Source organism: candidate division KSB1 bacterium, from assembly GCA_034506395.1.
Lineage (GTDB): Bacteria > Zhuqueibacterota > Zhuqueibacteria > Thermofontimicrobiales > Thermofontimicrobiaceae > Thermofontimicrobium.
Window position 1 is genome coordinate 1 of sequence record JAPDPQ010000016.1, and the last position, 19916, is coordinate 19916.

Genomic DNA, 19916 nt, shown 5'->3' on the forward strand with positions numbered 1-19916 from the left:
TGAGTCTTTTCTTCCAATTGGACAAAAGTCTCAGAAGAGATGAATGACAGCCATTTTTGTATCATTTTTCGGGATGGCGCTTTGCTTTGTTTCCAGAGCAGCTCTGGCTGAATTTTAATGGTGCTGCTCGCACGGAGTTCCACGACCGGGACGAACGCATCAGTGGCTCGCACTCGCAAAATGTAATCACCGAACAATGGATCATAAACATAGTCGGTAGAGTCCTCATTGAGGCGGTAATCGCCCTGGCCGCGTTCGACCTTGATGGGGATTCGCTCAAGCTTTGCAACTTGAGTGTTCGAAACCTGATAATACCAGTTGGTGGTAATCGCCTGATTTAGAGCAGAATAATCAGCTCGGAGATCGGCCAGATCTGTCAGCTTTCGGCCCACAGTTGGATCCGAATAATTCCGTTCTCGATGTGTGTATTGAAACGCCACCGAAAGTCGTTTCCAATCACGTAATTCCCAGTTTGCGGTTTGAGTGATGGCTTCAGATTCGCGTTTGAACCCCCCAGCGTCCCATTTATCTTGCTGGCGCTGGCTAATACCAAATGAGACGCCCATTCTGTGCCAATCGACCAATTTGAGCATTGGTCCAATCTCGTAATACCGGAACCCCAGCGCCATTGAATCTTGAAATCGCTCCTGTTTTTGTTCGGCCTGAAAATCGAGCGAGGATTGCAGCTTCCAGAGGGAATATCTGCCGCTGCCAAATTGTCGAACCCAGCGACTCGTGCGTTGTTGCTCGGGCGCATCGCTGGAGATGGACTCGATGCGGTACCGAAGCTGGGGGATTTTTTGAAACAGGATTTCTGACCCCATTTCCCAGCGTCGGGACTGAAAACTATCGCCGCGCTGGTTCTCGCCCAAAGCGCCTGTGATTTTGAGGGGCTCGGCTGGAGAATAACCCCCCTGAAGCTCGAAGATTCGTTCGGACTGGGGAGCGAGATTGATCAAATCCCATTTGCGATTTTTTTCCACCTCTTCAGAACGATCGATGTATTGAAACTGCTGATGGACGCGCCGAATGCGACCCAATAGATCGAATTGGCCGAACTTCTTGCCAGCAATTCGAATCGGCTGCTGCTTGAACCCCAATCGGGCAAGCATGGCCATCCCAAAATTATCATCATCATCTCGGTCAGAAATTAGATTTCGATCAAAGCGACTCGCGGCCAGTTCAGTATGGATCTGAAAATGTTTGCCAGGCTGATAGGCGAATGCCAAGTCGATGAGATCGTGGCTCTCTGGCGGCGTCAAAAATATCACCGGCAAGTAGCTTCCCTTTCCAGGTCCGACGTATTTGTAATTGGCGTAACCAGCCAATTGATACGAGCCATTATTGGGGCCGACGTAATTGAAGCCAATGTTATAATCGCCAAGGCCTGGACCAACATACCGATAGAACTTCACCCCAGCGGAATCGACGGCGACATAATTTCCTTTGCCTGGGCCGAGATAATTAACCCCGGAAACAAAGGCCGAATCGCGATTGTCCCCAGCCTGTTGGAGACGGTTGCGGTTGGCTTCAGTGAGGGTGTAATCTAGCGGATTGTTCTTATTATCAGCTTCGCGCAGCATTCGGACGCCAAATTTCAATCGTTCATCATCGGTGGCTGTTGAAACGTCAATCCCATAAAGGCTGCGCTGAAATTTCTGATCCGAATATTGAAAGTCCACAGTGATTCGGGAGTCAGCCGTAATAAGGCGATGGCGTGTGAATGTGATTTGGCCATTGCTGTATTCAATCACATAATCATTGTTTTCACCGCGGGTCATGAGTTGGCCATCGACCCACACTTTTTCCGTGCCAGCCAGTACGATGATGTCGATCTGCCCGCGGTCACCTTTGAGCTGATAGGGCCCCTGATTTCCCTCTTGACCCAAGAAGAAATTTGTAGTGAATTTTCCGCGGGAGACGGCAGCCGAAATCGCCCCCTTTGTTCTTCCCAGTTCAAATGAACCCATCACTCCCTGCAATTTTCGATTGTAGGGACTGAACTCGGTCCCTTCAAAGCTCAAATAATAATCGCCTAAGGTTGATTGGAACTGCTCTCCTTTGAGTTGAATGAACACCTTGTCAATTTCCTGCAGCGTCTGAGTGTTGCCCTCAGGCTGAATGGGCGTATTCTGATCAGTGAGAGCTGCAACGACCTCCAATTTTTCAGCGATCTTGCCTGAGATCTGCATTCGCAGCCCAGATTCCAGCTTTAGCCCTTGGTTGCTTCCAATGCTGATACCTCGCACAATGCTACCGTTTTGCCTTAGGGCCGAAGCGCTTTCAGAAGCGCCACGCCGCGAAACGATCGAGCTGCGGACGGCCGGAGTGGACGAGTCCGACGGCTGATAGACCATCAACTCCCGATGAAAATATTGCGCTCGTATCGGCAGCGGAATGAATTGATAGTAAATTTGAAGCTTCTGCATCCCTGCAATCGGCTTCAGCCAGATCAATTTGCCACGGCTATAGTCGATCTGATAATCAATTCCTTGATACAATTTGGTACTGTCTCGATAAATCCGCTCAGAGCCTCTGATCAAAAAACTGTCGGGAAGGCTATAGACCGTGGTGCTGGAATCAACGGATAGGCTGAAGTTCCGTTCGAACTGGCTATACCTGTGTTGAAATTGGGAATAGCCGTTGCTAATGATTATGATGGCCAAAACGCATGTCAACCAATAAATTTTCATAATGAGCCGAACAAGGTGTGTTTCTAATTCGATCTGGAATGATAATACAAAACGGCGGGCTAAATAGCAAGCCAATTTTTTGTCAGTTTTGGACTAAGCGGGTAATTGCGCAAAGCTCAATCAAAAGCTAATGCCAAAACTCAAGCGGGAGCGAAGCTGCGATGCGACCGAACCGCCTCAATTTTATCCTCGCAACGGACCTCAACTCCCGCTATCTGTCCTGTCCCGATCACTGATCACTGATCACTGATTACTGATTACTGATCACTGATAATCATCTCTTTTTCCAGTCCATATTCAGCGGTTCTACTGTTGGGAAGATTGAGAAATTCGCTTGTTTGAGCTTCAACTGGAAATCAGCTACATCTTTTTCAAAAAGCTGATTGAATTGATCCAGTGCTTTTTGCATGGCCTCTTCAGCCTGATGCAAATACATCATCTGGGAATCGGTTGGTTTTTCCCAGGAAGATGTCAATGAATTGGAAACATACCATAATTTGCGACTGACATTTTCCTGGCGAGTAATACCCTGTTTGGTGGCATCGTCGACAAAGAGATGCAACACCTGCTTCAACCGCTTTTTCAATTCATTCGCGGCAGTCTTTAATTCTTTTGTTGCTGGAGCTTCTTTATCTTCATTTATTTTCTCCAGCACCAGGTCCACGCTTTTTTCCACCTTCCGAATCCGCTCGACCGCCTCGGTGACCACCTCGATTCGTTGTCCCACGTGAAGCAACGTTTGATACTTCTCCAGCCGTTCCGCCATGGGGATTGAGACTCTGGGATCTGGCAGGACCTGGAATTTTTCAATTGCCTCATTGTTTCCCAATTTTATCTTCACATAATAGGTCCCCGGCAGAACCTCTGGTCCGGCGGGAGCAAAGCCGCGGGCGCGACCCGTGATGCTGGGCATCTGCCAGCCGTCGCGGCGCAGATCCCACCAAGCCCGGTTGATACCCTTCTTCATTGGGCCATCAAATTTGCGAATTACCTGCTGCGTTGAATCCAAAATCTCGATGGTGATTGTCGGTTCCTTTGCCCTCTGCTGTTCCTCAGCGGATGCATCTTTTTGTTCGGATGGCTCTTGTGTTTCGGCGCGGTTATCTGTTTTATCCGGTGGGATTAGATAATAGCTGATCATTGCGCCATAAGGTCGTCCCTCTCCGCTGAACATGGCATCGGCTGGGAAATGATAGCCAGCCGCCGGGCGGATGGTATGTTGATATGCGGTTGGTACTTCGAAAATATGCAATGGCCTTTCGATTATGCTCTTTGAAATCGATCGCAGCGGCCGAACGTCATCCAAAATAAACGCCGCGCGACCATGCGTGCCGATCACCAGGTCGTGTTCCCTGGGGTGAACGATCAGCGCCCGCACCGGGACAGTTGGAACCCCATGTTTCCACTTCATCCAATTTTTGCCATCATCAAAACTGATGAATAGCCCGAACTCCGTTCCAAGGTACAATAGATTCTTGTTGACTGGGTCCTGTTCAATCACATGCACAAAACCCCAGCGCTCCGGAGAATTTTTGGCCCGAGAGGCCGTTGGATCGTTTTTGGTCAGGCTCTCCCATTTCTTCCCGAAATTCTCAGTTTTATAAATATAAGTTGTCCAGTTGCTCCGCTGATGATCATCGAATACCACATAAGCCGTTCCAGCATCGAATTTCGATGGCTCAATATGAGGACACCAGGTATTGGCTGGCAAATCTGGGATGTTCTTCACCACATTCTCCCAATTTTTGCCCCCGTCGCGGGTCACCTGCACATTGCCATCATCAGTCCCGACCCAGATTGCCCCACGTTGCACAGGGCTAGGCGCAATGGTCAAAATCGTACAGTGATTTTCGGCATGGGTGACATCGTAGGTCAAGCCCCCGCTCTCGATCTGCCGCTGCTTCTCTGGATCATTCGTGGTTAAATCAGGGCTGATGATCTGCCAACTATCGCCGCGGTCGGTGCTCTTATGCACAAATTGGCTGCCGTAATAAACGGTATTCGGCTCGAACGGATCAATGGCAATGGCAGCGTTCCAATTGAAACGCAATTCGATCCCATCAGGCGCTGCCGGCCGAATGTCCTTGCGCTCCCCAGTGATGCGATTGAAACGGGTGAGATAGCCTCCCTGAGACATGCTATAACCGATAACAGGATCATGCGGATCGCTCAAAGTGGCAAAACCATCGCCAAAGCCGACCTCTTCCCAATGATAATTTCGAATCCCGCCCGTCTCCCAAACATCGCTGGGGCCGCACCATGAACCATTGTCCTGCATCCCACCATAGACATTGTAAGGAAGCTCCATATCGATATTGATGTGATAGTATTGCGCTAAAGGCAAGTTCTCTACAAAACGCCACGTCTGGCCTCGATCGTAACTGATCGCCACACCACCATCGTTCCCATCAATCATAAAATTGCCGTTATCCGGATGAATCCACAGCGCATGATGATCCGAATGAATCCGCGAACGAATGCGCTCAAATGTTTTGCCCCCATCTTCGCTCACCACCAAATTGGTATGCAGGCTATAAACACGGTTTTCGTTCTGAGGATCGACGCGGATATCCGCATAATAAAAGGGACGAGGGTTGACATTGGGAGATTGATTCACGATTTTCCAATTTTTTCCCCCATCATCGGAGCGACACAGGGCGCTCTTTTTCGCCTCAACCAGGGCATAAACCACTTCAGGATTGCTTTTGGCGATCGCCACACCGATGCGTCCCAATTCGCCCTCTGGCAATCCATCTTTGCTGGTGATCTTTTGCCATGTTTCTCCCCCATCATAAGTGAGATAAAGTCCACTTCCCGGACCACCTGATTTGAAGAACCAGGGCCAACGTCGATGTTCCCACATCGCCGCAAACAATTTGTTGGGATTGCTCGGATCCATCACCAGATCAGCACAGCCGGTCCGTTCGTCGACGAATAAGATCTTCTGCCAGCTTTTGCCGCCATCCGTTGTTTTGAACACGCCGCGCTCTGGATTCTCTCCCCAGGTGGTTCCCAGCGCGGCCACGTATGCCACCTCTGAATTGGATGGATGCAACACCACCCGATGAATTTTTTCGGTTTTCTCCAGGCCTAAAAATACCCAGCTATCTCCAGCGTTGAGGCTCTTGTAAATGCCATTGCCCACACCCACGCTGTTCCGAGGGTTACCCTCGCCCGTACCAACCCAGACGATGCTCGGGTTTGCCTGAAATACCGCCACTGCGCCGATCGACGAAGCGGGCTGATCATCAAAGATCGGTTTCCAAGTAATACCCCCATTTATCGATTTCCATACCCCACCAGTCGCTGAACCCACGTAAATGATGTTGGGGTTGGAAGCCACTGCCTCAATAGTGCCGATCCTTCCGCTCATCCCGGCCGGCCCAATGCTGCGCGCCTTCATACCAGCAAATAGCTCAGGATCAAATTGGGCGAGCGCATCCGATTGGGTGCTTATTGGCAAGATCAGTGCGAATAATAAAAAATACCAGGCATGCTTTCTCATTTTCTACTCCTTCCTAATTTTTAAATCCTAAAAAAGGATATCATGATGTGGTGTGAGCTTTCGATGTAATAGAATATAGCAGATAAAATATCGAAATCAAGCTGAAATTCACTATCAGATTTAAAATTTGCAGTAACCATCATTCCACGATTCCAAAGCGCTTTTGCACCGAGGCATGATTTTGAGGATCATCGTTCCATGAAACCGTAACGCTCATGAGATAATCTCCAGCTTTTAGCTTACCCAAATCGAGTTCAATCAGCTCCAGCTCACGATCCTGAACCGGCGTGCGCGTTTGATCGAGGGAGATAAAGCCATCTTTGGCGCGGGTCAGCCATCGGAGAGCGCGCTTCAATGCCCCCTGACTGACTTTGTCTTTGGCTATCTCTAATTTGAGTTTGAATTGGTTTGAGATAGCAGCCGATTTGAGGTTATAGACCTCGAAATAACAAAAAACCGGTCGTTTTTTTTGTACCTGCTCGAAAGGGTAGGGGATTAGTCGCACATCCTGGATCGTCCGAACGATCGATTGGGGCAATTTATCGATTTTTTGGGGAGAGAAATAGAATTGGATGTCGCTGATCATCACTTTGGGCGCTGAGAAATCCCGAACGACGATCGGTTGTTTAATAAATCCGACCTGCTCTGTCCCACTCATGCGCAATTGTAGGGTGATATCTCCAACGATTGGAAGAGCTGAAAATTGTATTAAGCCGATCGCATTGGGAATTTCTTGAATCAATGAGGCTGAATAGCAAGTGGAATCCTGAACATGACGGACTGGAGCAAACATCTGATCCCGAATCAGGGTCTGGTATTCTATTGTGAGTAATTCTGAAAAGCTGTTCTTGGTGATATTGCCGCGAAACGGCATCCGAAAATGAATCTCAATTCGAGTCGAATCATGATCCCCTCGGAATTGAGCCACATCGGTCGAAAAATGGATTTTGTTGAGATCAGAGTGGATCGGTACGAAGAAGCTTGGAGCGGTACTCACGTAGCGAGTTGTCTCGATCTCTTGAATTTTTTTTTGTTCGAGCAAACGCTCATGCGGCAAACGCCGGTCTTTTTGGATGGTGTTACTAGAGCGCATGACGGATTGGTTCAGCAAATCCTGTTGAATTTCCAGTGCTAGATTCGCAGCCCGGGAGAACGACGGTGTCAGATGAGCGCGGGATTGCACCAGATCACCCCAATACCAGGCCATGTTTTTAGCAATGCCACTTTCGATTGCCTGGCTGAGATCGCTGACCTGGCGAAAATCATCCCCCTGCTTCACGAAATGAATGACAAACTCCAGCCCAAGATCTCGATAAACCCAGCTTTCATTGGGATAAACGAAATATTCCGAAGCTGGGGGAAATCCACCATAAAGCTGGCTGATATAGCGATAAACCTGGCGATCTTTGAACAAATTTATTGACCTGCGGCCGCCACTATCCTGATAGCGGAGCGACGGCTCACCATACTTGAGATAGATTTGGCCACGGTCGTCGAAAAACGGCGTCCTGACGCTGGAAAAATGGCGTTGAACATAATTCCATCGCGTCAAAAATGCTTCCAATAAATCATGCCTGGGCGAGAGAGGATTTGGTTGTTGCTGAAGCCAATAGCCTCTAATGAATGATTTTCGCTGATCAATGGAGCTGAGTTTTAGATAGGATGTCTTTGTATTATTATCGAGCAGTGCCAAAAACGGAAATTCGAATTTTCGCTGAAAAATCGCTTCATCAGCTGAGGATAATGAATCAAAATAGGCATGTGCAACCGGGATTTCACCTTGACTTGCTATCTGGAGAAAAGCGCTTTTCACGGAAAAGATCAGCAGCCAAATCGCAATTTGTAAGATGAGGTTGAGATGTTTGATCGTTGCTAATTTCATGATGGTCACCCGGATTTCCGTATCAAAACGAATGAACCATCCTATAAAAAGGCACAAGCATCCGATGTTTGGATGCTTGTGCCCGAAATCAATCATGAAATAATGATGTTATCATGGATGGCCTAGGTTGGGGTTGATATTTCGCTCGCGCTCAGTAATTGGGAAATAGCGCCAGGAGCCGGCTGGGAGATGCCAGGTCTTGAACTCGCTATCCAGCCGTCGCTGATCCAAAAGCCGAGCGCCGGTGACGAACAATTCCTTATCGCGCTCCGTAATCAGAACGTTCATATCCGCACTGGCTAATGGGCTGAGCCCATGAGAAGCACGGACTTTGTTAATTCGGTCAAGCGCGCCGGCTGAGTTCCCAGCTCTTAGATCACATTCTGCCAACATCAATTCGTTCTCTTGCCAGTTCATGAAAGTGATCGGCGAGGATTCGTTGGGATATTTGCCCTGCCGATAATACATGACCTTGTTATTTCCGAGTATCGAATCGATTGGCACACGGGCGAGTTCTGCTGGATCGTCGATCACATACTGCCTGAACCTTGGCGCCAGCACCGCTTGGGTTCTTCCCTTTCCGGCTTGTTGCCAGAAATAATTGTCGGACTGGATGCTATGCTTGGATTGGAACGGCTCATCTCCCTCAATCATGCCGTTCTGGGCGAAATTTCGCACATTCGCGAAGTCGCCTTTCAGAAGATAAATCCGAGCGATCAAGGAGTTAATCAGCCGTTTCTGTGCATCATTGGCAAGGGTCAGTGCCTGCTGGAATTTTTCAATGGCCAAACCGAACATTTCATTAGATGGAATAAACGGGCCATTGTCGATCACGCCGCCGCCCTGTTCCTGGCTTAAACCGAAATAGGCGCCGTAGATGTAACGCGCAATGCCGCCATACAAATTGCCATTAAACAGCGCCTCATTTTTTAAAGCCTCATTGGTGAAGGTGATTTCACCGACGCGACGGATGATGTCATCCGAAAAGAATCGCAGCTCACCCAGAGCATTAAATACGCCATCCACGGAATTATTATCCAACGTGATTTGTCCTTCATCGATATCGCGGAACGTCGGAAAAGTCGCGTTCGGGACATTTGAGTCAAAGAAAAGTTCATCGGAAAGCAATCCGGCCAGGACCCCTAACTGATCATGTGTGGTGGCAAAGCGGGTTTTCAATCCGTTAATGACAAACGGGGTCTGGCTCTCACTGGTCAATCTGGCATCCTCGACCTGATCGATGAGCGGGTCTACCGATGTGGCATAATCCTCGCATGAGCTCCAAATAAGCAGCGAGGATAATAGCAATATTAAAAGTGCAGTTAGTCTTTTCATTGAATGTGCCTCCTTATCCTAATCCTATAAGGAAATTCTTAGCCAAAGATTATAAACTCTCGGATTTTGCAGCGTCAAAAAGTCCTGCCCACGCTCCAGGCTTCGAGCTCCTGAGAAATTCATCTCGATATCTGCCCCGCTGTACTTGGTCGCTGTCCATAGATTTCGGCCAGAGACTCCGATGACCAAATCGGATATGTAGCGGTTGGCATAAACTTTATAAAGGAGGTCGCGGAAGCTGAAGCTGAGGCTAATCTCGCGCAGCTTGAAATAGTCGGCATCCTCAATGAAATTGCCATCATAACGCCGATCCATTTTCGCATATTCTACCGCCGCTGCCTTGTATTCCTCTGAGCCAACTTCGGCCTTTTGAATGTTGTCATACCATTCTTTAATGCCGAGGATGTCCTGCAGTTCTCGATAACGTTTGTTATTTGCTCCGATGCCGAAAGCATTGCCCAGGTAAATGGCAAATTCTTTGGTATTGTTGAACATCTTATGACCAGTCGCCCAATCGGTCAACACGTAAAGGCTGAAATTCCGCAAGAACCTGAGGTTCATCGTGAACGAACCAGTGTAAGTCGGAATTGGAGTGCCAAAATTCACCCGCAATTCTTGACCATTTTCGTCCTTCAACACATCTGGGCCTTTATAGGTGCCATCAGGATTGAACAGCGCACCGACTACCTTCTGGGTGTAAAACGCATGTTTTGGGAGGCCTTCCTTAAACACGTTGAGGTCGAACGCATCGAAAATCGGCTGCGCACCACCCAAATCTTTGACCTTATTGGTCTGATAATTATTGGTCACTGAAAGATCGAGCTGGAGATTCCGGCGATTGATAAGTCGGGCTTGTACGAGAGACTCGATGCCCCAACCTTCTACCGCACCGATGTTGTATGGCACGGCTGTGGCGATCTTGCCAGTCGATGGCGCATTCCGAAACTCGATGATTGAATTTTGGGCATATTGCCGATAGTACGAGAACTCCACAGAATAATTAGTGAACAGTTCTGCATCAAATCCAAATTCTAGTTCTTTGATGCGCTCTGGTTCAATTTTTGGATTGCCAATGGCAGACAAAACTGCACCCGCACCATAGCCAGACGGCTCTGCCCGCCACAGCAATGGGATGCCATCGATGGTGCGCGGAAGCACCCCGGTCTCGCCATAGGCCGCCCGCAGTTTCATCAGATTGAAGAAGGATGGGAAAAACTTATATCGATCCATGCGAACCGCAAAACTTGCTCGCGGATAGAAAATGCTGGGCGCCTTGGAACCGATAGAACTGGCATAATCATTTCTGAGCATCAAAGAGAAGAAATATTGATCGAGATAAGAGAACGAATGATCCGTAAAGATGCCGGCCTCTCGTTCATGGCTGTAGGTCTCATCTCCTCCCTCAAATGTCTCGCCAGCGCCGATGTTGGTGATCAACTCAGTGAGATAATCCTTCTTTTGAATGTTGAATGTTCTCAGCTTTCGATCGAATAATTGTGCGCCCACCACCGAACTGATGTTCAAATTCGGCAGCGGTGAATAGGTGTAGCGGGCATCGAGATTGTAGGTGAATTGGCGGTTTTGACGATTGTAAATAGCGCGCCGACCTTTCGGATAGAATGAATATTTCAAGTTTGCTGGATAGGTCTGGTCGTTCCTCAGATCGCCATCATCGACACCAAATGTGAATGAAGCTTCAAAGTTTTTAAATGGATTATACTGAGCTCGAACTGACCCGATGAATCGGTTGGCTGCCCGGACATTTTTGAGTCCTCTCACAGAAGCGCTATCCGTGAACCAATAGGGCACCGGGGTCAATAATGTATTGCCCAAAAAACCAAAAATATTGTTGTCGTTATTGGGCAAACGATTCTCGGTGAGCGAATAACTGGTGTTCACATTGACCACAAGACGGTTGTTCGGGTAGATGTCGAAATTGGCTCGCAGTGTCCTTCGATCCAGATAGTTATTGGGGATGATCCCATCCTCGTAGCGACGGTCGATGCCCAGATAATATTTCATGAGACCCGTGCCGCCGTAAGCGTTCAAGGTATGCTGCAAAACTGGACCCTTTTTGAAAATGGCGTTGGCGTGCTTATAAGATAAGAATTCATCTTCGGTATATTTGTGAGATTGCTCATTATAACCAGTGACCACTTTATAGTCGATCGAAATGGCTTTCGGTGCACCAGGGACCATCTTGCCCTTCTTGGTCGTGATTAGGACTACGCCGTTGGACCCGCTCGTGCCGTAGGAGGCAGCTCCGGCTGGGCCCTTGAGAATATCGATGGACTCAATATCCTCAGGGTTAATGTCCGCCAATGTCGAGGTCCCCTGACCGCCAACACCAAAACCGATAACTTCAGAGTTGTCCACTCGGACGCCATCGATATAAATGACTGGTTGTTCGTTCCCATTCAATCCGCCACCCGATCGGACATTGAAGCGGATCGCACCACCTACGTTTCCTGACGCTGGCGCAATGTTCACTCCAGCCACTTTTCCAGCGATCAATTGTGAAATTTCTTGATAGGAGTTTGCAGTCGTTAGCTGATTGGCCGTCAAGCGGGCAACTGCCACTTCGGCCACCGATTTGGCGGTCTTCGAAGCAATCCCAGTGACAACAATTTCTTCGCCTCTGAACACGTCTTCGATCATTTCGAAACGTAAATTGGTGAGATCTTCGCTGGGAGAAAGTGTACGAACTTCGGTCTTATAACCAATGTAGCTAACGGTTAAATTGAATGAGCGGGTCGGCTCATACGAGAAGCTAAACCTCCCATTGATATCTGTGGCAGCACCAAAGGTTGTTCCCCGAATGTATACATTTGCTCCCGGCAAAGGAGCGTTGGTTTTCTTGTCAACCACCACGCCTTTGATCTCCTTCGCCAGGGTTGGCAAGCTCAGCGCTGCAATAAGCAAGCAACACAGCAAAAAAGTTAGTTTTCTCATTTTCTCTTTTCCTCCATTCATTGGTCCTCAAATACTGTTCATATTTTCGCTCGTTTCAGCTTTAAAGCTCACCTCCTTCCCCTGAAACAGAGCGTCTTGATGGGTGCTATTCGATTTTATAACTGATGCATCTAAAACAAGTAACCATTTAAAAGCGTTCAAATTCAATTTTAGCTAAAATAAATTTGATGAATTGGGGACGGATGAATAATGGGGCTCGTCCGTTCAGACGCATTCATCAATTTCGCTAAAATCAAATTCTCGATTTAAAAATGGGATGTAGGATGATAATAGTGGTGCAAGTGCTTGGTTTGAAGTTCAAATAAAAGATTAGAGATTTATTAACAAAATGCATGCCAGTTCAGAACATCAAAAAGTGCAAAAATTATCATGAATAGTGAACTATTTTTTCTATTGTTATTCAAATCAATTTTTCTTGTCGCCTGTCTCGAAATTATCGCAGTTGTGCACTATTTTTCACCCACGGTGCAATTCATTGCATGATTTTTTTACTTCGAATCGGTTATATTTGCTTGCCTCAGCAATGAATCCGCTTCGGTATTAATGGAAATCTGATCAATACTTTTTGCTGTCAGATTTGCATGGATCCATGGCAAAAGCAATATCCTTATTAGCCCGTTAATGAGGCGTCTTTGAATATGATTTGCGTGAAAAATATTGCTTGCATATCAGAATTAATCTTTTTATCTTTTTGTCAATAAAGCAGCAAACGCATAACACTTGCCTCGTTTTTCCAGAACCAATTTACGAAAGGGGTACTCAAATGAGAAAAAGGCACTACTTTCTTGCCTTCGCTCTTGGATTTTTGATTTTTTTGAATTGCGCCGTAATGCAGCCGAAATGGAAAAGCGTTCCGCTTTCCCAGGAGGAGCTCGAAACGATTGGTTTGCTAAATATTCAAGCAGATGAACTGAAAAAATTGAAATCTCAACCCCTATACAAATTTACCCCTGCTCAAATAGATGCTTATTTAGGCTATCTTCAGAGCACAGAGCCAAACCTCAGGCTACGGGTACAGCATTTGGCGCAAAAATGTCTAGGGCAACCGTATCAAATCTACCTGTTGGGCGAATTTCCGTTTGAAATATACGATCCTGACCCACTATATTCTATCGACAAAAGCGATTGTGTTGTGTTTGCCGAGCATATTTACGCCATGGCGTTAGCCTATGATTGGAAGAGCTTTTTTGCCATCTTGCAACGCATTCGCTATAAGAACGGCGAAATTGGTTTGGCGACCCGAAACCACTATACTGAGTTCGATTGGGATGTCAATAATAATTGGCTGGTTCAGGACATTACAGCCGAACTTGGTGGCGACCAAACCGCATGGGAAACCACGGTGGTGGATCGAGCCAAATTTCTTTCAAGATGGGGCATTGGTCAGTTCATCCCAGTTGAAAAAGCAAAATGGTGCTACCTTCCCTACGACCTGCTGCCCAAAGTGATCGATCAGTTGCAACCTGGAGATTTTGTGAATATTGTTCGGGGCTTTGAGAATAGCAAATGGGTTGGGCATGTGGGATTGATCACGAAAAGCGAAGATGGGACCATCAATCTATTGCACTCCACGCATCCACGAGTGAAGCAGGAGCCACTGATAGATCTCTATCGCAATGCCAAGAAAAATAATGAAGAACGAAAGCGATTCAATGACGAGGCTCGGATCAAAAATCAGAAGATCATGGCAGAGAACGAAAGGCTACGGGCAAAAAATCAAGGCAAAAAATCGCCGAAAGAGAAGCCATTGATCGCCTATAAGCCATATTTTTATGGGTTCAAATTTCTCCGCCTCCGGGAGGATCCACTCTGGGAATTGATGAAGCGGGATGGACCACTGGCGCCAAAACTGAAAATCGGCCCTGTATTTTAAATTTCGTTGGGCTGGATTTGGGATAGAGGACATGCATTGCGATCGAAGCTAAGATGGCTGAAACCAAATCTTGATTTTAGTCTTCAGCGGCTCTTTTTGACCAAGTTCGCCAAGTTGCATTTTATTCCACTATCCATCGGGTCATTTCAGTCGGTAGAATCATGAGACTTTGACGTCGCCGAAAACGTGCGAGATATAGATTTTCAAACGATTGAAGGCAGAAACATAATCTGGCGATTTGAATTCCTTATCGAGCAATAAGCCGCTGTGTCTTTCGCCCAACAATTTAATATCCCCGGCTAAAATTGAAGCTTTTAAATAGAAAGGCACATGTTTCGGTGTTATCACATGGATGTCTCCAAAAACACCAGTCACATTTATTTGCTTTTCTCCTGAAACAATTTTCAGCTCGATCAAATCAAGCGTTGTATCGCCACACTCATTTTTTATTCTACCAGTTTGAAATTCATGATTCTTCAATTTGATCTCCAAATCGCCGAACACATTGGAATAGTAAGCCTTTGGTGTATCAGATAGCGTTTGATCATCAACAAGTTGGCTTTTGGCAATATGGCGTTTTGTGCTAAGCAATCCCATGCGGATGCCTAAAAGGATCAGCAGGATGGGCCAATTTCAGCAATTACACGGCCAAGATCGATAATGCCAAGATTATTGAGCAAGATCAGCACACCGATGACAATGATAATAGCCCCTGCAAGCATTCTTCTTCGGTTGAAAATACCGCTCTGGAAATAATCACTCATTTTATCCCTTTCCGTTATTCGATTGTTACATTGGTGCGCTGATTTGATACGGTTCAAAGCTTTATGCGTTTCATTTTTATTACAGTCTGAGAAATAGATTGTATCGCAATAACGCCTCTGGCAGACCGCCTTTTAAAACAAATGCAGCGGCTCGCAAATCGTGGTGCTGAGTATCTGCGAAAGGTACAGCTACGCATAATCCGATCCCAGCAGCCCGAATAGCGATCGTACCGCTCTCACTGTCTTCGAAGCCAATTACCTGATTAAATCTCTCTTTCGGAATGCCTAACTGATGAAGGGCAATGCTGTACAAATCCCGATGCGGCTTAAGCCGGATCTCGCTCGAATCGGAAGCCGTGACAAAACCATCATAGATGAGCCGATAATCAGTAAATTTTTCAAGCAACAACTTTTTCCGAGCTGTACTAACAGGCCATTGCTCGATCTGCTGCTTTAGCACTCGAAAGACTTCTCCGAGCACTACCCTTGCTTCGTATAAAATAGAGGAGGTGACAACCGCTACCTTGAGCGGATGATGGTCGAATCTGTTTCCCAGCGTCGTCAGCTTGCTTTTTGCAGTTTCTATATCCAAATGCGGATCATAAGTGGCATCAGATCGAAACTTGTCGATGAGCATAGGCAAAAGGTTTTGTATTTCATCGCCAAGCCAGCCTTTGACCAGAGCTAAAAATTCACCTACACCAGGCATGGGTTCGATTAGATGAGCATCTGATCGCCCTAATATTTGTTCGGATAAGTTTTCACCTTTTCCCGCCTCTATCAGACTGAGAATCTCATGATAGCGCTGATAATAAATATCTATCCCAGCTCGGACGATTTCCGAGAAAGTCCTAGCATGGAACTTTGGGCCATATCGATCCAGCAAGCATGAAACGATCGATTCGACCATTTTCGGTTCTGATACCGGTTTTTTTGTAGCTTGGATAAGGTGATCGTCCATTAAAACATCCTGGCAGCCTAAGTTGATAAGATTATTTTTGACTTCTTCAGCCCGCCTTTTATCCTGGCCGTTCAATATCAACCACACTGCAGCTTGAAAATACGCGCGTTTCAATGCCTCTGGATCGATGAACGGACGGTACCTTTGGATCAGATATTCCACATGTCGGGTCGTGCTATTGCCAATAATATGAGGATAATCGATTGTCCGGTCCAATCCAGTCCAGCACTCCTTCGTCATCCGGCTGGTTATTTTTCGGATCATGTATTCCAATGAGTGCAAGCACAATGATTCGGTCGTGGTTGTCGTGCCGTCCATGTCCATCACGATTGCATGCAGTTGTTCAATTGGGTGGGTAATTTTGGGCGCCAGGGGATACACCTCGAACTCGGGATGGATGTAATCTGGGTTTTTTACTATAACAAATTCTTCGCCCAATTGGGAAATTAATTGTCCTGCCTGTTTAGCGTTGATAAATTTTTCCATTTGCGGTGCAGCATCCTCTATTTAAATAGGCCCAATAAAAAATTAATCATTTATCATGGTTCTTGCTGGGTTACTTAGCCAATTTATTCAATCAAATACTCAACAGATGCCAGCATTTGCAGGCATAACATTTAAGTATCAGCCAACGGGAATTATCACGGCAATGCATGGTGATTAAAAATTGAAGCTGAACATAAGAAAATTTTGGAAGTTTTTCAAGAGTTTTGTTGTGCGTGCCAAAAATGGCAAGAATCGAAATTGAAGAAATAGGCTGTACAGTCGCAATCATATCTTTTGCTTCACCATATTGATTTTCGAGAAAAGTTTTGCCCGTTTATGAAAAGTAAATTTTCTTTTTTTTATCCTTTGCTGAGATGATGATAATTTGGATCAGATCAATTCGACCATAGCTGATAGAGCTAAATTGGGAAATAGCTTAAAATGATCATTTTTCTCGGGCAAATTTTGGCTTGACTCTTATCGGAATATTTTTTATTTTGTGACACTTTAAGAGAACCATTTGACTAATGCTACGGATCTTTTGATGATCGTGCCCTCTTGGAGTTTCAGGATATTGCTTGAGAAGAACTGAAAATAAATCCATCTAATTTGGAATATGCCGGAAGTTTGAAGTTGCTTGGTTAAAGCTCGGAAAAAGGTGACTTTCGTCCTATTGCTGGTTTACTGATCAATTGGAGAGAATTCAAATTTAGACATTCGGACCTTATCGGAGGAGAGTGAACATGAAAGCAGCAAGGCTTTTTGTCCTGCTATTGGTATTGTGGGTTGTCGCTTGTTATGGACAGAAACTGGAAAGCAATCCGGAGATCGAGCGCCGGATCGATGTATTGTTGGAGCAGATGACGCTGGAGGAAAAAATTGGTCAACTGCATCAGGTAAGTGGTGTCAGTGATACGTTCAAACAACAGGTTCGTGAGGGCAAGATCGGATCATTTTTGAATATTCACGGGGCAAAACAGGCCAATGAACTGCAGCGCATTGCGGTAGAGGAAACTCGATTGAAAATCCCATTGATATTTGGGAACGATGTGATCCATGGCTATCGAACGGTTTTTCCGATCCCGTTAGCCGAGGCGGCCAGTTGGGATCCTGATTTGGTAGAGAAAACCGCAGCGATGGCAGCCAGGGAAGCGGCGGCCAGTGGGACACATTGGACGTTCGCGCCCATGGTCGATATCGCTCGAGATCCACGCTGGGGCCGTATCGCTGAAGGCGCTGGAGAAGATCCTTATTTGGGGTCGGTGCTTGCGGGGGCACGGGTGAGAGGATTTCAGGGCAAAGACTTGAGAGACCCGCTTACGATTGTCGCTTGCCCCAAGCACTACATAGGCTATGGTGCCGCTCAGGCAGGGCGTGATTATTTTACAGTGGACATGTCACTTCAGACCTTGCTGGATGTCTACCTGCCGCCGTTTAAAGCTGCCATTGAAGCAGGCGCTGGAACCATCATGAGCGCTTTCAACGAATTGAATGGCTTGCCCGCCTCAGCCAATCCTTACATATTGACTCAATTGCTGCGTAATGAGCTTGGATTCCAGGGATTTGTTGTCAGTGATTGGAATGCGATTGGTGAATTATTGAATCATGGAGTCGCCGCAACGCCAGCCGAAGCTGCAAAGTTAGCCTTGTCTGCTGGTGTGGATATGGATATGATGGGTTTTGTCTATCAAAGCCAACTTTCGCAACTGGTAAAATCAGGCGAGATCGATGAACGACTCATCGATACCGCTGTGCGTCGGGTATTGCGCATCAAATTCATGCTGGGATTATTCGATCGTCCTTATATCGACCCGCAATTGGAAACATCGCTCATTTTAAGCAAAGAACATCGGGAGCTGGCACTGGAAAGCGCCAGGAAATCCATCGTGCTTTTAAAAAATGAAGGCCAGATTTTGCCTTTGAGCAAAAATATAAAATCGCTGGCGCTGATTGGGCCTTTGGCCGACAATAAGCATGATCCATTGGGCTGCTGGCTCGGCGAGGGCAAAGATAGTGATGTGATCTCTGTTCTGGAGGGCATCAAAACTAAAATTCCAAGCGAGCGAATTCGATATGCGCAGGGATGTCCAATCGAGCGCAAATCTGGTTCGGGAATTTCGAAAGCGGTTCAATTGGCCAAAAACGCTGAGGTCGCAGTCCTCGTTGTAGGGGAAAGCGAAGCCTTGAGCGGAGAGGCATCCAGCCGGGCTTCATTGGACTTGCCTGGCGATCAGGAACAACTGGTGAAGGCGGTGTTTGCGACGGGCACTCCAACCATCGTTGTGCTGATGAACGGTCGGCCGCTGACCATCCCATGGATTGCAGAACATATCCCAGCGATTATTGAGGCCTGGCAGTTGGGCGTCGAATCGGGAAATGCCATCGCTGATGTTTTGTTCGGTGACTATAATCCTGGTGGAAAATTGCCAGTAACATTCCCGAGATCCGTTGGGCAGATCCCCATTTTTTATAACCACAAGAACAGTGGACGTCCTCCGGCTTCAGAAAAATACAGCTCAAGATATCTCGACCTTCCGGTCACTCCGCAATTTCCGTTTGGCTTTGGCTTGAGCTATACACAATTCAAATTCAGCAATCTTCAAATTCGCATCGAAGGTGCTGGACGCGACAGCCAGGTGAACGCCGGTATCGAAGTTGAGAATGTCGGAAAGCGGAGCGGCGATGAGGTGGTCCAGCTCTACATCCGAGATCTCGTTGGCAGCCTCGCTCGTCCAGTGAAAGAACTGAAACGATTTCAGCGGATCCACCTTCAACCAGGGGAGAAAAAACTGATCGAGTTTCAATTGTCAGCAAACGAGCTAGGTTTTCACAACCAAAACTTGGAATATGTGGTAGAGCCAGGTGCTTTCAAAATCTGGATCGGCAACAGTTCGGTTGATGGATTGGAAGCAAGCTTTGAAATCGCACAATCGCCAAAGTAGCGAGTGCGTGAGAAAGATCCCGTTTTTCATACTAAAATTCGAATCCCATCGGGCCAGCAACTAAGCAGATTCTGTTGCAAAATTCCAAAAACAAGGGATATGTCATGCCTGCGAATGCAGGCACCTCTTTATTTAATTGACCCAATATCCTATTAGAAAGAAATTCCGTCATCCGCAGGAATGACACTATTATTTATTTCCAATTTTTGCATCAAGAACTGTTTATCTGATCCTGTGAATCAATTTCTCAGCGTTGCTTTTGAAAAAATTACAGGACATGGTTTCAATTGCTCGATGGGATTCGCTTTTCGTTAATGCATCAATTGCAGACCAAGCAATAAATTTCTCGCTGAAAGGAAAATGAGAATAGAGGGAGATGTTCGATCAGTCAATATAGGAAATTAGATAGGGTTCGCCCTCACAGCAAAGCCGCCGCAATCAGCGTTTTTTCGCACACCCCATTTGACCTCATTTCACTTTAAAAATGTGTCTTGACTTTTAT

The 19916-nt window shown here is 46.7% G+C and carries 10 protein-coding genes; 2 read left to right on the plus strand and 8 right to left on the minus strand.

Features of this window, described 5'->3' with window-relative positions; genetic code table 11:
- The 5 genes from ONB37_11525 to ONB37_11545 all read right to left on the minus strand — a co-directional run.
- Positions 1-2666: hypothetical protein (locus ONB37_11525; protein ID MDZ7400786.1), on the minus strand; the 2666-nt coding region annotated here is incomplete at its 3' end.
- Between the two features lie 301 nt (positions 2667-2967).
- Entirely contained in the window at positions 2968-6198 is a 3231-nt protein-coding gene (locus ONB37_11530) for a hypothetical protein (protein ID MDZ7400787.1), read from the minus strand.
- Between the two features lie 139 nt (positions 6199-6337).
- Positions 6338-8080 carry a GWxTD domain-containing protein gene (locus ONB37_11535; protein ID MDZ7400788.1) on the minus strand — a complete coding sequence of 581 codons (1743 nt, stop codon included), beginning with the start codon at positions 8078-8080 and terminating at the stop codon, positions 6338-6340.
- A gap of 111 nt (positions 8081-8191) precedes the next feature.
- On the minus strand, positions 8192-9415 hold the full coding sequence (locus ONB37_11540; protein ID MDZ7400789.1) for a RagB/SusD family nutrient uptake outer membrane protein: 1224 nt from the start codon (positions 9413-9415) through the stop codon (positions 8192-8194).
- Between the two features lie 24 nt (positions 9416-9439).
- The gene (locus ONB37_11545) at positions 9440-12367 is read right to left on the minus strand and encodes a TonB-dependent receptor (protein MDZ7400790.1); all 2928 of its coding nucleotides are present in this window, start codon (positions 12365-12367) and stop codon (positions 9440-9442) included.
- A gap of 784 nt (positions 12368-13151) precedes the next feature.
- On the opposite strand from ONB37_11545, the gene ONB37_11550 reads away from it, so the two are divergent.
- A complete protein-coding gene (locus tag ONB37_11550; GenBank protein ID MDZ7400791.1) occupies positions 13152-14261 on the plus strand; it encodes a DUF1460 domain-containing protein in 1110 nt (369 codons plus the stop codon).
- Between the two features lie 159 nt (positions 14262-14420).
- Here ONB37_11550 and liaF read toward each other — a convergent pair whose 3' ends face one another.
- The 3 genes from liaF to ONB37_11565 all read right to left on the minus strand — a co-directional run bounded on the left by liaF (position 14421) and on the right by ONB37_11565 (position 16472).
- Positions 14421-14858 (minus strand): cell wall-active antibiotics response protein LiaF, encoded by a 438-nt coding sequence (liaF, locus tag ONB37_11555; GenBank protein MDZ7400792.1) that lies wholly within the window; start codon positions 14856-14858, stop codon positions 14421-14423.
- 17 nt (positions 14859-14875) lie between these two features.
- Positions 14876-15025: a hypothetical protein gene (locus ONB37_11560; GenBank protein ID MDZ7400793.1), complete on the minus strand. Its 150-nt coding sequence runs from the start codon at positions 15023-15025 to the stop codon at positions 14876-14878.
- Positions 15026-15104: 79 nt separating this feature from the next.
- On the minus strand, positions 15105-16472 hold the full coding sequence (locus tag ONB37_11565) for a hypothetical protein (GenBank protein ID MDZ7400794.1): 1368 nt from the start codon (positions 16470-16472) through the stop codon (positions 15105-15107).
- A gap of 743 nt (positions 16473-17215) precedes the next feature.
- Between ONB37_11565 and ONB37_11570 the strand changes: the two genes are divergently transcribed.
- A complete protein-coding gene (locus ONB37_11570) occupies positions 17216-19414 on the plus strand; it encodes a glycoside hydrolase family 3 C-terminal domain-containing protein (GenBank protein ID MDZ7400795.1) in 2199 nt (732 codons plus the stop codon).
- Positions 19415-19916: the final 502 nt, after the last annotated feature.

Excerpts from the sequence above, each read along its gene's own strand:
- ONB37_11540 (MDZ7400789.1), bottom strand. The coding sequence starts at position 9,415 with ATGAAAAGACTAACTGCACTTTTAATATTGCTATTATCCTCGCTGCTT.
- ONB37_11535 (MDZ7400788.1), bottom strand. The coding sequence starts at position 8,080 with ATGAAATTAGCAACGATCAAACATCTCAACCTCATCTTACAAATTGCG.
- ONB37_11545 (MDZ7400790.1), bottom strand. The coding sequence starts at position 12,367 with ATGAGAAAACTAACTTTTTTGCTGTGTTGCTTGCTTATTGCAGCGCTG.
- ONB37_11550 (MDZ7400791.1), top strand. The coding sequence starts at position 13,152 with ATGAGAAAAAGGCACTACTTTCTTGCCTTCGCTCTTGGATTTTTGATT.
- ONB37_11570 (MDZ7400795.1), top strand. The coding sequence starts at position 17,216 with ATGAAAGCAGCAAGGCTTTTTGTCCTGCTATTGGTATTGTGGGTTGTC.
- ONB37_11565 (MDZ7400794.1), bottom strand. The coding sequence starts at position 16,472 with ATGGAAAAATTTATCAACGCTAAACAGGCAGGACAATTAATTTCCCAA.
- liaF (MDZ7400792.1), bottom strand. The coding sequence starts at position 14,858 with ATGGGATTGCTTAGCACAAAACGCCATATTGCCAAAAGCCAACTTGTT.
- ONB37_11560 (MDZ7400793.1), bottom strand. The coding sequence starts at position 15,025 with ATGAGTGATTATTTCCAGAGCGGTATTTTCAACCGAAGAAGAATGCTT.
- ONB37_11530 (MDZ7400787.1), bottom strand. The coding sequence starts at position 6,198 with ATGAGAAAGCATGCCTGGTATTTTTTATTATTCGCACTGATCTTGCCA.